The sequence below is a fragment of the Rhizobium sp. Leaf371 genome (assembly GCF_001424045.1).
In the GTDB taxonomy this organism is placed as follows: domain Bacteria; phylum Pseudomonadota; class Alphaproteobacteria; order Rhizobiales; family Rhizobiaceae; genus Ferranicluibacter.
Genome location: NZ_LMQB01000023.1, coordinates 397,045 through 409,374, shown reverse-complemented (window position 1 = coordinate 409,374; position 12,330 = coordinate 397,045). Strand labels below are relative to the sequence as shown.

Annotated in this window: 15 protein-coding genes; 11 read left to right on the top strand and 4 right to left on the bottom strand. The window is 63.5% G+C overall.

The window, feature by feature from the left end:
• Nucleotides 1-5 precede the first annotated feature (5 nt).
• Nucleotides 6-371 carry a YraN family protein gene (locus tag ASG39_RS12655; protein ID WP_062595330.1) on the bottom strand — a complete coding sequence of 122 codons (366 nt, stop codon included), beginning with the start codon at nt 369-371 and terminating at the stop codon, nt 6-8.
• Nucleotides 368-1,300 carry a 16S rRNA (cytidine(1402)-2'-O)-methyltransferase gene (rsmI, locus tag ASG39_RS12650; protein WP_062595329.1) on the bottom strand — a complete coding sequence of 311 codons (933 nt, stop codon included), beginning with the start codon at nt 1,298-1,300 and terminating at the stop codon, nt 368-370. Before rsmI ends, ASG39_RS12655 begins: the two co-directional genes overlap by 4 nt.
• A 231-nt stretch (nt 1,301-1,531) precedes the next feature.
• Here rsmI and dnaN point away from each other — a divergent pair, with 231 nt between their 5' ends.
• The gene (gene dnaN, locus ASG39_RS12645) at nt 1,532-2,650 is read left to right on the top strand and encodes a DNA polymerase III subunit beta (protein ID WP_062471044.1); all 1,119 of its coding nucleotides are present in this window, start codon (nt 1,532-1,534) and stop codon (nt 2,648-2,650) included.
• Nucleotides 2,651-2,710: 60 nt separating this feature from the next.
• Here the strand turns inward: dnaN and ASG39_RS12640 are convergent, their stop codons facing one another.
• The gene (locus ASG39_RS12640) at nt 2,711-3,622 is read right to left on the bottom strand and encodes an agmatinase (RefSeq protein ID WP_062595328.1); all 912 of its coding nucleotides are present in this window, start codon (nt 3,620-3,622) and stop codon (nt 2,711-2,713) included.
• 185 nt (nt 3,623-3,807) lie between these two features.
• Between ASG39_RS12640 and pmtA the strand changes: the two genes are divergently transcribed.
• From pmtA to ASG39_RS24240, 6 genes are all read left to right on the top strand, one after another.
• A complete protein-coding gene (pmtA, locus tag ASG39_RS12635; RefSeq protein ID WP_062595327.1) occupies nt 3,808-4,404 on the top strand; it encodes a phospholipid N-methyltransferase PmtA in 597 nt (198 codons plus the stop codon).
• A 29-nt stretch (nt 4,405-4,433) separates the two neighbouring features.
• Nucleotides 4,434-5,081, top strand: a complete 648-nt coding sequence (locus ASG39_RS12630) for a histidine phosphatase family protein (RefSeq protein ID WP_062595326.1) — start codon at nt 4,434-4,436, stop codon at nt 5,079-5,081.
• Nucleotides 5,074-5,787, top strand: coding sequence for an orotidine-5'-phosphate decarboxylase (pyrF, locus tag ASG39_RS12625; protein ID WP_062595325.1), 714 nt, complete (start codon nt 5,074-5,076; stop codon nt 5,785-5,787). Before ASG39_RS12630 ends, pyrF begins: the two co-directional genes overlap by 8 nt.
• Nucleotides 5,788-5,822: 35 nt before the next feature.
• Nucleotides 5,823-6,110, top strand: coding sequence for a DUF1330 domain-containing protein (locus tag ASG39_RS12620; RefSeq protein ID WP_062595324.1), 288 nt, complete (start codon nt 5,823-5,825; stop codon nt 6,108-6,110).
• A gap of 130 nt (nt 6,111-6,240) precedes the next feature.
• Entirely contained in the window at nt 6,241-7,221 is a 981-nt protein-coding gene (locus tag ASG39_RS12615; RefSeq protein WP_062595323.1) for a complex I NDUFA9 subunit family protein, read from the top strand.
• A gap of 234 nt (nt 7,222-7,455) precedes the next feature.
• Nucleotides 7,456-7,620, top strand: coding sequence for a hypothetical protein (locus ASG39_RS24240; protein ID WP_092931659.1), 165 nt, complete (start codon nt 7,456-7,458; stop codon nt 7,618-7,620).
• Between the two features lie 117 nt (nt 7,621-7,737).
• Here the strand turns inward: ASG39_RS24240 and ASG39_RS12610 are convergent, their stop codons facing one another.
• Entirely contained in the window at nt 7,738-8,544 is an 807-nt protein-coding gene (locus tag ASG39_RS12610; RefSeq protein WP_062595322.1) for an undecaprenyl-diphosphate phosphatase, read from the bottom strand.
• A 195-nt stretch (nt 8,545-8,739) separates the two neighbouring features.
• On the opposite strand from ASG39_RS12610, the gene ASG39_RS12605 reads away from it, so the two are divergent.
• From ASG39_RS12605 to ASG39_RS12590, 4 genes are all read left to right on the top strand, one after another.
• Nucleotides 8,740-9,432 carry a glutathione S-transferase family protein gene (locus tag ASG39_RS12605; RefSeq protein ID WP_062595585.1) on the top strand — a complete coding sequence of 231 codons (693 nt, stop codon included), beginning with the start codon at nt 8,740-8,742 and terminating at the stop codon, nt 9,430-9,432.
• The gene (queG, locus tag ASG39_RS12600) at nt 9,413-10,588 is read left to right on the top strand and encodes a tRNA epoxyqueuosine(34) reductase QueG (RefSeq protein ID WP_062595321.1); all 1,176 of its coding nucleotides are present in this window, start codon (nt 9,413-9,415) and stop codon (nt 10,586-10,588) included. Before ASG39_RS12605 ends, queG begins: the two co-directional genes overlap by 20 nt.
• The gene (locus ASG39_RS12595; RefSeq protein WP_062595320.1) at nt 10,588-11,460 is read left to right on the top strand and encodes an SDR family oxidoreductase; all 873 of its coding nucleotides are present in this window, start codon (nt 10,588-10,590) and stop codon (nt 11,458-11,460) included. Before queG ends, ASG39_RS12595 begins: the two co-directional genes overlap by 1 nt.
• Nucleotides 11,461-11,856: 396 nt before the next feature.
• Nucleotides 11,857-12,180, top strand: a complete 324-nt coding sequence (locus tag ASG39_RS12590) for a septal ring lytic transglycosylase RlpA family protein (RefSeq protein ID WP_244481235.1) — start codon at nt 11,857-11,859, stop codon at nt 12,178-12,180.
• Nucleotides 12,181-12,330: the final 150 nt, after the last annotated feature.

Below are 12,330 nucleotides of genomic sequence, written 5' to 3'. Positions count from 1 at the left end.
CGCCGTTAGAACGCGCCGGGAATATGCACCGGCCAACGCCAGGGCCGGACGGCCATGATGTCGTAGCGAATGGACAGGCGGTCCGCATCCGGCTGCCTTTGCAGCCAGAGATCGCTCGCATTGCGGATTCTCGCTTCCGACATCGGGCTTACCGCAAAGATCGCCGCATCCACGCTTCCGCGTGCCTTCACCTCGACGCAGGCGACGAGCGTGCCGCGCTTGGCGATGATGTCGATTTCTCCAAGCTTTGTGCGGTAGCGAAAGGCGACGATGCGATAACCGCGCAGCATGAGAGCGAGCGCGGCGACATATTCCGCGACGGCGCCTTTGCGCACCGCCCGCAAACGTCGCCGGTCGGCCGTTCCCGTCACGGCTGTTCCTTGAGCGTCAGAAGCCGGTCGTACAGCGTTCGGCGGTTGAGGCCCGTTTGTTTCGCCGCTTCCGTTGCGGCCTTGCCGGCCGGCATCGCGGCGGAGAGCCGGGCCAGCAGGGCATCCACATCCTGCGCGTCCGGCGCCGCTTCTTCCGGCGGCGGGGCGATGACCAGCACGATTTCGCCCTTGACGACGACATCGCCACCATAATGATCGGCAAGCTCTCCGAGCGTTCCCCGCCGGAACTCTTCATAGGTCTTGGTCAGTTCGCGACAGACCACGGCCGCCCGCTCCCGGCCGAGCGTTTCCGCAGCGCCGATCAGGGTCGCAGCGATCCGGTGGGGGGACTCAAAGAAGATCAGCGTTGCCGGCACGCGGGCGAGTTCGGCCAACCGGTCGCGTCGCGCCTTGTCCCTGGACGGCAGAAAGCCCGCAAAGAGAAAGGCCTCGTTGGAAAGCCCCGAGCCGACGAGTGCCGCAAGCGGCGCCGAAGGCCCCGGCAGCGGCACCACCCGGTGCCCGGCCTCGATCGCCGTCTGGGCAAGCCGGTAGCCGGGATCGGAGACGAGGGGCGTGCCCGCATCCGACACCAGCGCGACCGATCGGCCTGCATCGAGCGCCGCGATCAGCCGGGGGCCGGCCTCGTTGGCATTGTGCTCGTGATAGGCGTAGGGGCGGTTGGCGATGCCATAGCGATCGAGAAGAACGCGGGTGACGCGGGTGTCCTCGCAGGCCAGCACATCCGCGCCGGCCAGGGTTTCCAGCGCCCGCAGGGTGATGTCGCCGAGATTGCCGATGGGCGTCGCCACCAGATAGAGCGCCGGCTCGATCGGCCGGGCCTCCACGACCGTGTCGTGGAGGCGATAGCTGCGCGACCTTGTGCCGGCATCCGGTGCCGCATCCCGTTCTGTCGTCTTGTCCTTCATGCGGTCTTTATGGGGGAGCCGGCCCCGTGCCGCAAGCCGGTGCACGAAACGATAACGGTGGGTAGTTCGGCATCGGATGGAGCTTGGCCCTTGCACTTCGTCCCGGTGTAGTGCCATTTTGCGCGTCCATATCCACGCCGCCCTTCGGCCGCCCGCGGCCCGGTGGCCGAGGCGTTCAAGAGTTCAAGCCGGGAGGCGTCTTCCGGTCCTGATGGAAAGCGACAGCATCTCATGCGCATTACGATCGAGCGGTCCAATCTCCTCAAATCGCTGAACCATGTCCACCGCGTCGTCGAGCGCCGGAACACCATTCCGATCCTGTCGAACGTTCTGCTGCGGGCCGACGGCGAAAGCCTCGACATGAAGGCGACCGACCTCGATCTCGAAATCACCGAGGCGACGCCCGCCCAGGTCGAGCAGCCGGGCGCGACGACCGTGCCTGCCCATCTGCTCTACGATATCGTCCGCAAGCTGTCGGACGGTTCGGAAGTCCGGCTATCGACCAATGCCGAGGGCACGGCGATGACCGTCGCCTCGGGCCGGTCCAAGTTTTCGCTTCAGTGCCTGCCGCAGTCGGATTTTCCGGATCTGAACGCCGGCACCTTCACGCACAAGTTCACGATGAAGGCGACCGATCTCAAGATGCTGATCGATCGGACGCAGTTCGCGATCTCCACGGAGGAGACGCGCTATTACCTGAACGGCATCTACATCCACACGATCGAAAGCAAGGGCGACCTGAAGCTGCGCGCCGTGGCGACCGACGGCCACCGGCTCGCGCGTGCCGATCTGGAAGCGCCCTCGGGCTCCGAAGGCATGCCGGGCATCATCATTCCCCGCAAGACGGTGGGCGAGTTGCAGAAGCTCGTGGACCAGCCGGATGCAACGGTGACGCTGGAGCTGTCCGACGCCAAGATCCGCATGAGCATTGGCTCGATCGTCATGACGTCGAAGCTGATCGACGGCACGTTTCCGGATTACCAGCGGGTCATTCCGGCCAACAACGAGAAGGAGCTGCGGATCGATTGCCAGTCCTTCGCGCAGGCCGTCGATCGCGTCTCCACGATTTCGTCCGAACGCGGTCGCGCCGTGAAGCTGGCGCTTGCCGACGGACAGCTGACGCTGACCGTCAACAATCCCGACAGCGGTAGTGCGACGGAAGAACTGCCGGTGGGCTACGACAACGACCCGCTCGAAATCGGCTTCAACGCCAAGTATCTGCTCGATATCACGGCCCAGCTTTCGGGCACCGAAGCCGTGTTCATGCTGGCCGATGCCGGCTCGCCGACCCTGGTGCGCGATCTCGCCGGTGAAGACGCGCTGTATGTGCTGATGCCGATGCGGGTTTAGTCCGCGACAGGGATACCGTGCCGCGTCATGTGAGGGGAGATGGAATTCTGTCCCCGCTCATCACCTCTGCCGGATGATCGTGCCGATCGCGTTGGCGACAATGCGCGACGCCGTCAGCGCGGAAAGGCCGGCAATGTCGGCCGGCGGGAAGAGTTCGACCAGATCGAACCCGACGATCGAACCGCGCGCGCCGATGCCGGCGATAATGTCGATGACCTGTGTGTAGGTCAGTCCGCCCGGGGAAGGCGCGGCCACGCCCGGCAGGATGCTTGGGTCTAGCCCGTCGCAATCCACCGTCAGGACGACCTTCGTTCCCTCCGGGATACGCCGAAGAACCGCTGCGGCGCCCTCGGCATGAATCTGCCGTGCTGTCACCAGCCGGCTGCCGAACCGCAGCGCATCGTCGACCTCTTCGCGACGCGCGCTGCCGATCCCGCGCAAGCCGCCTTGAACCATACCCGTGACGTGAGCCATCTCGCTCGCCCGTCGCATCGGGCTCGAATAGCCGTATCGCTCATCGTGCAGGGTATCTCGCCAGTCGATATGCGCATCGATCTGGACGATCCAGATCGGTCCCCTATCGGCAAAGCCCGACAGGAACGGGATTACCACGGAGTCGTCGCCACCCAGAAGAATGGGAACGGCGCCGGTCGCAAGAACCTCCCGTGTCACGGCTTCGATGCGCTCTCGATTGCCGGCATTGTCATCCATCCGTGTCGGCACGTTGCCAAGGTCGATGCAGCAATGTCTCCTTTCATCGAAGAGCGGCCCGCCGAGATCGAAATCCCAATGATCGATCAGGCCGGCGTCCTCGAGGCTTGCTGCCCGAATGGCGTCGGCGGCAGGCACGTAACCGCTGCTATCCTTGCCCGCATAGGTGCTCCCATGCCCGGCACCGAAGACGGCCGCCACGGGCTTGAGGTTCTCCGAAAGCCGGTCCGGAAATCCAAGAAAGGCTGGCATCGCACTCATTCGGGAGCCTTACGCTGTTCCGTTTCGAGGTCTAACACGTATACTGTCCCAGGCGACCTGACGCAGCAAGTCCGCATCAAGGGACAGAAATCAAATGACGCAAAAAGAACGCTTTTTGTCGCTTTGGATTTTTGAATGCGGTATGACAGCGAACGCTCAAGCAGCGAGTCGGAGTGGAGACGGGTATGAATTTGCGTTTGAAAGAGCGTTTCGGTAAAAAATTCGATGAGGAAATCCGGTTCTTCAAGGGCTGGCGCAGCAACATGAAGGCTGTGGGGGCGATCACGCCGACCTCTTCGATCGCCGCGCGGCGGATGGCGAGCGTCATCGATATCGGTTCGGGCCTTCCGGTCCTCGAGCTCGGACCCGGAACGGGCGTCATCACCAAGGCCATCCTCGATCGCGGCGTCGCGCCCGATCAGCTCGTGTCGGTGGAGTATTCGAGCGACTTCTACACCCAGCTCCTGGCGCGCTTTCCCGCGGTCGAGTTCATCAACGGCGATGCCTTCGATCTCGGCACCACGCTCGGCCGCCGTGCCGGCGACCAGTTCGATTGCGTCATTTCGGCTGTCCCGCTTTTGAACATGCCGATGCCGCGCCGTGTCGCGTTGATCGAGGATCTGCTGACCCGGGTGCCTGTCGGTCGCCCCGTGGTGCAGATCTCCTATGGTCCGCGTTCGCCCGTCGCCAACATGCCGGACCGGTTCCGCACCGAACAACTCGATTTCATCATGCGCAATATCCCCCCGGCACGGCTCTGGATCTATCGCAAGACGCATTGATCCCGTCTTCAGCGCACACGGTCACCGTCATGTTCGGTCTCTATATCAGCCATCCCGAGGTCTCGATCGATCCCGACGTGCCGATCCCGCGCTGGGGCCTTTCGGAGCGGGGTCGCGCGCGGGCCGGGAGCGCAGCGCATTCCGGCTGGGCACGGCGTCTCGGTCGGATCGTCTCGTCGGATGAGACGAAGGCGCTGGAGACGGCCGCAATCCTGGCTGCGGCATCGGGCGTAACCGTCGAGGTTCTGGAGAACACCGGCGAGAACGACCGCTCGGCGACCGGTTTCCTGCCGCCGGCAGAGTTCGAGGCGGCGGCCGACAGCTTTTTCGCCCAGCCTGCCGTGAGCTTTCGCGGATGGGAAACGGCAGATGACGCGCAGGCCCGCATCGTCCGCGCCGTCACGGCCGTGCTCGATGCGCACGATCCAAAGGTCCCGATCGCCTTTGTCGGCCATGGCGGCGTCGGCACGCTGCTTTATTGTCACCTCTCCGGCGTGCCCATTTCGCGGGTGCACGATCAGGGTCCCGGCGGTGGCGGCAATCTCTTTGCGTTTCCCCTCGGTCCAGTCCCTGCCAGCGTGAACGATCCCGGAGACATGGTTTTTTCCCTTGCCCGGCATCGCCCGGTGTGCAAGTGGACCCGCATCGAGGACTGGCAGGGGTGGACGGATGGCTGAGGCAGCGCGCGACAGGTTGATCATCGGTCTCGACGTGCCCACGATCGCCGAGGCGCAGGGCATCGTCGATGCCATCGGCGATGAAGGCCGGTTCTACAAGATCGGCTATCAGCTGGTTTTTGCCGGCGGTCTCGATTTTGCGCAAGACCTTGCCGCGTCGGGCAAGAAGATCTTCCTCGACATGAAGCTTCTCGATATCGACAATACGGTCGCCAAGGGCGTCGAGAACATCGCGCGCATGGGCATGACCATGCTGACGCTGCACGCCTATCCGAAGGCCATGGCCGCCGCCGTCGAGGCCGCGAAAGGCTCCAGCCTCTGCCTTTTGGGCGTGACCGTGCTCACTTCGATGGATGCGGACGATCTGAAGGCCGCCGGCTATGCCGACGAGCCGCGCGCGCTCGTGCTGCGCCGCGCCGCCCAGGCAAGGGATGCGGGAATGGGTGGCATCGTGTGTTCGGCCGAAGAGGCTGCGATCGTGCGCGAGGTCGTGGGGCCGGATCTTGCCGTGGTCACGCCCGGCATCCGGCCGGCGGGCGCCGACAAGGGCGACCAGAAACGGGTCATGACCCCCTTCGATGCGATTTCGTCCGGTGCGAGCCATCTCGTCGTCGGTCGCCCGATCGTTCAGGCGGCCGATCCGCGCGCGGCGACGCGTGCCATTCTCGACGACATGCGCCGCGCCAGCTGGCCCAGCAACGACTGACCGCTTCGGCGTGACACATTTCAGAGGAGACCATCATGGCCAAGGGATACTGGATCGCGCGCGTCGATGTTCGCGATGCCGAGCGCTACAAGGATTACGTCGCGGCGGCCAAGCCGGCCTTCGAGACGTATGGCGCCGTCTTCCTCGCGCGCGGCGGGCCGGTGGAAAAGCTCGAGGGCACCATCCGGGCGCGCAACGTGATCATCGAATTCCCCTCGATGGAGGCCGCCACGGCCTGTTACCATTCGCCGGAATACCAGATCGCGGCGGCCATCCGCCAGGAGATCGCCGATGCCGACATGCTGGTGGTCGAAGGCGTCTGAGCGGCGCTGTCCCTCTGCGACATGTTGCACTGCCTGATATCTTTCCGTACGAGGCGGGTTAAGCTATATCGCATGACTGATCATGCCTGAAAAAACACCCCATGCCTGAAAACCACCGGAGCGCCGTTCCATGACCCTGTCCAATCTTCCCCCGCTCGTCACCGTCTTCGGCGGATCGGGCTTCGTCGGGAGGCACGTGGTGCGCGCGCTTGCTCGGCGCGGTTTTCGCATTCGCGTCGCCGTGCGCCGCCCGGATCTGGCAGGCTTCCTGCAGCCGCTCGGCAATGTCGGCCAGATCTCCTTCGTCCAGGCGAACCTGCGCTACCGCCAGTCGGTCGATGCCGCCGTGCAGGGCAGCGATCACGTCGTCAACTGCGTCGGCATCCTGTTCGAGGCCGGCCGGAATACGTTCGATGCGGTGCAGGATTTCGGCGCACGCGCCGTGGCTGAAGCCGCTCGCAGCGTTGGCGCCTCGCTCACCCATATCTCCGCCATCGGCGCCGATGCCGAAAGCGAGTCCGTCTACGCCCAGTCCAAGGCGAAGGCCGAGAAGGCCGTGATGGAGATCAAGCCGGATGCGGTCATCCTGCGTCCCTCGATCGTCTTCGGTCCGGAAGACGGCTTCTTCAACAAGTTCGCCCAGATGTCGCGCTTCTCGCCGGCTTTGCCGCTGGTCGGCGGCGGCAAGACCGCGTTCCAGCCGGTCTATGTCGCGGATCTGGCCGAAGCCGTCGCCAAGGCGGTCGAAGGCAAGGTCGAAAAGGGCCGGATCTACGAGCTCGGCGGTCCGGAAGTGCTGACTTTCCGCCAGTGTCTGGAGATCATGCTGAAGGCGATCGATCGCAAGCGTGCGCTCGTCACGCTGCCCTTCGGTGTCGCCTCCCTGATCGGCAGCGTCTCCTCCCTGATCCCGCTCATCACCCCGCCGCTCACCACCGACCAGGTGACGCTGCTCAAAAGCGACAATGTCGTCTCGCCGGCGGCCGAAGCCGAGGGCCGTACCTTCAAGGCGTTCGGAATCGAGCCGACCTTGGTCGAGGCGATCATCCCGAGCTACCTCGTTCGCTACCGGCCGCAGGGTCAGTATACGCGCTCCGGCAAGGCCGCCTGAGCCTGCATTGAAATGCTGGACCTAATCAGCCGCCGGTGATGAACCGGCGGCTTTTCTCTGTCCGGAAGGACCGGCGTTGCAGTTCTGCCGCACTGCACATTTGCCGTCGGCCTTTACCGGCGATTCAACATGTTGCGTTATTGCTTGTGCCGGTGCTGGAGCATAGACAGCAGCCGCGTGCCTTTGTCAGGATCAGGGCACGCCATTCCGACATCTCGAAAGGCTAGAGAGTAAATGGGTAAGTCGATCGCAATTTTCTTTGCGTGCGCGGCATTGGTCATCGTTGCCGGCTCGTTCGCCGCGCCGAAGACCGTGGCAGGCAGCCACGATAACTGTGCGCCGGCTTATGGCGTCGATCCTTGCACGACGTCGTCGATCGGTCTTGTATCCGGCCGCTGACGTCTGTTGCGGCAACGATGTTTCATCGGCTGCCGATAAGAATTCCAAGGGTATGGCGGGGGCCAGGAAACCGCATGCAGACCGTGATCGGCTGCATGCGGTTTTTTCTTGTCCGGTTCAGCCGTAGACGGTGAGGCCGATGAGGCCGACCGTGCCGACGATGATGCGCCAGATGGCGAACGGGGCAAAGCCGCGGCTGGACACGAAGGCGAGCAGCGAGCGCACGACGACGAGTGCGGAGACGAAGGCGGCAATGAAGCCGACGGCGATCAACGATGCGTCGTTGAAATCGAGCACGTCCCGGTTCTTGTAGAGATCGAGCACCGTGGCGCCGAGCATGGTGGGGATGGCGAGGAAGAACGAGAATTCCGCCGCCGAGCGCTTGTCCGTGCCCATCAGCAGCGAGCCGGCAATGGTCGCACCGGACCGGGACGTTCCGGGAATCATCGCCAGGCACTGGAACAGGCCGATCTTCAGCGCCAGCGCCGGCGTGAAGTCCATCATGTCGTGATAGCGCGGCTTCATCGGCATCCGGTCGATCGCGTAGAGAATGATGCCGCCGACGATCAGCATGATGCAGATCAGCTTCGGCGTTTCGAACAGAACGTTCTTGATGAAATCATGGGCGAGAAACCCGATGATCGCGGCCGGCAGGAACGCGAGCAGAATGAGGAGCACGAAGCGCCGGGCCCGGGGATCGCTGGGCAGGGCGACCAGGATCGACCAGAGACGCTGGAAATAGACGGTGAGGATGGCGAGGATCGCCCCGAGCTGGATGATGATCTCGAAGGTCTTTCCCTTCGACTCGAAGCCCAGGAAGTGGCCGACGAGAAGGATATGCGCGGTGGAGGAGACGGGAATGAACTCGGTCAGGCCCTCGATGAGGCCGAGAAGGAGCGCGCTGAAGATCGAATGTTCGGGCATCAGGTAAAGTTTCCTTTAAGCAAAGGAGTTTAAGGGTTCAGGAACCGGGGGAGGGCCGATTCGCTTGAGTTCGGCAAGGCTTGCTTCTATAGCTGCGACGAGCGCTGTCTTATAGCTGTCTTCCCTCTGCCATGGCCAGACGAAACCGCGCCCCGCGATCCGACCTTGAAAACCTGTTCCGAGACAGACGAAGCGATGCCCACACTCTATCATCACTCCATGTCCACAGCGTCCCGTTTCGTCCGGCTCATTCTGTCGGAATACGGCTATCAGACGGATCTGACGGAAGAGCAGCCCTGGGAAAAGCGGCGCGATTTTCTGGCGCTCAATCCGGCCGGCACGCTGCCGGTCTATGTCGACGACAGCATGCGTGCGCTCTGCGGCGCCGCCGTCATCTCCGAATATCTCGACGAGACCAATGGCGTGCTGAAGCGCGAGCGCCGGCTTCTGGCGGAAGACCCGTTCCAGCGCGCGGAAATTCGCCGCCTGACCGAGTGGTTCCTCCTCAAGATGGAAGCCGACGTGACCCGCCCTCTGGTGCGCGAGCGGATCTTCAAGCTGCAGATGACGGCGGACCAGGGCGGCGGCGCCCCGGACTCGAAAATGCTGCGTCTGTCGCGCGCCAACATCCGCCAGCATATGAAGTACCTGTCGTGGCTCGCGGGCTCGCGCACCTATCTGGCGGGCGACCGCCTGTCCTATGCCGACCTTGCCGCCGCCGCCGCCCTGTCCGTGCTCGACTACATGGGCGAGATCGACTGGACGGAGGCCCCTGCCGCAAAGGACTGGTATCAGCGGCTGAAATCGCGCCCCTCCTTCCGCCCGCTGCTGGCCGAGCGCGTGCGCGGCCTGACACCGGTATCGCATTATGCGGACCTCGACTTCTGATCCGCAAAGCCGCGCGGACGGCGCTCTTGCCCGTCGCCGCGCAGGCCTCACGTCCTTCCTGAAGGCCGAGGCGCGCGACAAGGGCTTCGATGTCTGTCGCATCACGATGCCGGACACCATACCGGATGCGCCGGCCCACCTGGCGGATTTCCTGGACAAGGGCTACCACGGCACCATGGACTGGATGGCCGAGACCGCCGAGCGCCGTGCCGATCCCCGGGCGCTGTGGAGCGAGGTGCGCTCCGTCGTGATGTTCGGCATGAATTACGGCCCGGACCATGACCCCCGCACCGTGCTGGACTTGAGGGATCGTGGCGCGATCTCGGTCTATGCGCAGAACCGGGATTATCACGACGTCATCAAGGGGCGGCTGAAGGAGGTCGCGACGCGGTTTGTCGCGCGCGCCGGCGCCGACGTCAAGGTGTTCGTGGACACGGCGCCGGTGATGGAAAAGCCGCTCGCCGAGCAGGCGGGTCTTGGCTGGCAGGGCAAGCACACCAACCTCGTCAGCCGGACCTACGGCTCCTGGCTGTTTCTCGGCAGCCTGTTTACGACGGAAGATCTCGAGATCGATACGCCCGAGCCGGATCATTGCGGCTCCTGTCGCGCCTGCATCGACGCCTGTCCGACGAATGCCTTCCCGGCGCCCTACAAGATCGACGCGCGCCGCTGCATTTCCTACCTCACGATCGAGCACAAGGGGCCGATCGATCCCGCCCTGCGCCCGGCCATCGGCAACCGCATCTATGGCTGCGACGACTGTCTTTCGGCCTGCCCCTGGAACAAATTCGCGGCCGTGGCGCGCGAGATGAAGCTGAGGGCGCGCGCCGATCTTGCGGCCCCCTCGCTGGCTCTTCTCATCGCGCTCGATGATGCCGGCTTTCGCACGCTGTTCTCCGGCTCCCCGGTCAAGCGCATCGGACGGGATCGCTTCGTGCGCAACTGCCTGATTGCGGCCGGCAATTCCGGCGATCCCGCGCTGGCGGCCCCGTGTCGCGCGCGCCTGACGGATGCTTCGCCTGCGGTGCGGGGAATGGCCGTCTGGGCATTGTCGCGGCTGTTGTCGCCGGACGCATTTCAGACGCTTGCCCGTGAGCGACCTCTGGACGATGACAGCGAGGTCTTGGACGAATGGATACGCGCAGGAGCCGCATGATGGACGTTCTCATTCTGGGTGCGGGTTTCTCCGGCGCCGCCATCGCGCGCCGTCTTCTGACGGAGGCACGCTCGGTCGCAGGCACCACCCGCTCGCCCGAGCGCCAGCAGGGGCTCGCCGATATCGGCCTTGAAGCGCTGATCTACTATGGCGAGACCATCTCTCCCGCGCTTCGCGCCGTGATGGCGCGCACCACGCACCTCGTCCAGTCGATCGCACCCGGCAAGGCCGGCGATCCGCTGATGCGGCCCGGCATGCCGGATGTATCGAGCCTCATGCCGAACCTGCGCTGGGTGGCCTATCTCTCCACGGTCGGCGTCTACGGCGATCATAAGGGCGCCTGGGTGACCGAAGACGCGCCGCTCGACCCGGTATCGACCCGCTCACGAGAACGCGTGGAGGCGGAAGAAGCGTGGCTCGAGACCGGCCGATCAACCGGCATTCCCGTGGCCGTTCTGCGCCTGTCCGGCATTTACGGACCCGGCCGAAACGGCTTCGTCAATCTTGCCAACGGCACGGCACGGCGTCTGGTGAAGCCGGGGCAGGTGTTCAACCGCATCCGCGTCGAGGATATCGCCGGCGCCGTGGCGTTCCTCAGCGAGAAAGGCATGGGCGGGGTCTTCAACGTCACGGACGACGAGCCGGCTCCGCCGCAAGATGTCGTGCTGGAGGCCGCGCGTCTGATGGGCGTGACGCCACCCCCGGAAATCGCCTTCGAGACGGCGGAACTCTCGCCGATGGCGCGAACCTTCTATGGTGAAAACAAGCGCGTCTCGAACGCAAAGCTGCGGGCTGCCGGATATACCTTCCTGCATCCCGACTACCGCCAGTCGCTGCATCAGATGTGGAACGAGGATTGCTGGAAAGTCTGAGCCTGACGGCTCGATATCCTTTGCCGGCGACACAACCTAATCGAGAAATCGTATCGCCGCAGTGACTTACAGATGATGGATTTCTGACGGTTTCAAAATTTTAATCTCATTTTATCTAGCCTGTGGAAAAACCATTCCAGAAAATACCGTATTTCTGAATCGTTTTGATTCCACGCAATTTTTTCCGGTCCAGACCGGTAATTCAAAATTTTAAGAAATTTCAACAAGCGTCAGGGTGAGTAAAACCTAACCGTTGCTTAACGGTTGAAGCTCTTTTTCGCCATTTTTGCCCCGGACAAGCCGTCTCGTTCGCTGAAGAGCAAGACGATACGACGAAGGGGTACCTGGTTGACGAGACGAAAACTTGCGAGTGTCGCACTGTCGGCATGCGTTGCTTTGGGGGCAACTTTTACATCCATCACACCATCACAAGCCGCAGGTGCCGGATGCGGCGGCGCTTCCTGGTACGCACTCTCATCCCGCACCGCTTCCGGCGAGCGGATGAATGCGAAATACCTCACCGCCGCACACCGCAGCTTGAAGTTCGGCACGCGGGTGGAAGTCACGAACAAGCGCAACGGCAAGAGCGTCGTCGTCCGCATCAACGACCGAGGCCCTTTCATCCGGGGACGTGTGCTTGATCTCTCGAAAGCGGCAGCGTCGCAGGTCGGCATGGTCAGCGCCGGTCACGCCAGCATCTGTTATCGCGTCGTCGGTTAAAGCCCGACAGTCGAAAAAGGTTCCGGACGAAATCCGGATCTGACGAAAAACGACCTCCGCGGCATGGGCCTGTGGAGGGAGGAGCAAGGTCGCAAAGGGCCTTCCCGCTTGCTCTTCGCTTTCATCGCCGGTACACGCGCCACGATAGAC

What these genes read in the sequence shown, in the direction of transcription:
- rsmI (WP_062595329.1), bottom strand. Translation starts at nt 1,300, where the DNA reads ATGAAGGACAAGACGACAGAACGGGATGCGGCACCGGATGCCGGCACA.
- dnaN (WP_062471044.1), top strand. Translation starts at nt 1,532, where the DNA reads ATGCGCATTACGATCGAGCGGTCCAATCTCCTCAAATCGCTGAACCAT.
- ASG39_RS12640 (WP_062595328.1), bottom strand. Translation starts at nt 3,622, where the DNA reads ATGAGTGCGATGCCAGCCTTTCTTGGATTTCCGGACCGGCTTTCGGAG.
- pmtA (WP_062595327.1), top strand. Translation starts at nt 3,808, where the DNA reads ATGAATTTGCGTTTGAAAGAGCGTTTCGGTAAAAAATTCGATGAGGAA.
- ASG39_RS12630 (WP_062595326.1), top strand. Translation starts at nt 4,434, where the DNA reads ATGTTCGGTCTCTATATCAGCCATCCCGAGGTCTCGATCGATCCCGAC.
- pyrF (WP_062595325.1), top strand. Translation starts at nt 5,074, where the DNA reads ATGGCTGAGGCAGCGCGCGACAGGTTGATCATCGGTCTCGACGTGCCC.
- ASG39_RS12620 (WP_062595324.1), top strand. Translation starts at nt 5,823, where the DNA reads ATGGCCAAGGGATACTGGATCGCGCGCGTCGATGTTCGCGATGCCGAG.
- ASG39_RS12615 (WP_062595323.1), top strand. Translation starts at nt 6,241, where the DNA reads ATGACCCTGTCCAATCTTCCCCCGCTCGTCACCGTCTTCGGCGGATCG.
- ASG39_RS24240 (WP_092931659.1), top strand. Translation starts at nt 7,456, where the DNA reads ATGGGTAAGTCGATCGCAATTTTCTTTGCGTGCGCGGCATTGGTCATC.
- ASG39_RS12610 (WP_062595322.1), bottom strand. Translation starts at nt 8,544, where the DNA reads ATGCCCGAACATTCGATCTTCAGCGCGCTCCTTCTCGGCCTCATCGAG.
- ASG39_RS12605 (WP_062595585.1), top strand. Translation starts at nt 8,740, where the DNA reads ATGCCCACACTCTATCATCACTCCATGTCCACAGCGTCCCGTTTCGTC.
- queG (WP_062595321.1), top strand. Translation starts at nt 9,413, where the DNA reads ATGCGGACCTCGACTTCTGATCCGCAAAGCCGCGCGGACGGCGCTCTT.
- ASG39_RS12595 (WP_062595320.1), top strand. Translation starts at nt 10,588, where the DNA reads ATGGACGTTCTCATTCTGGGTGCGGGTTTCTCCGGCGCCGCCATCGCG.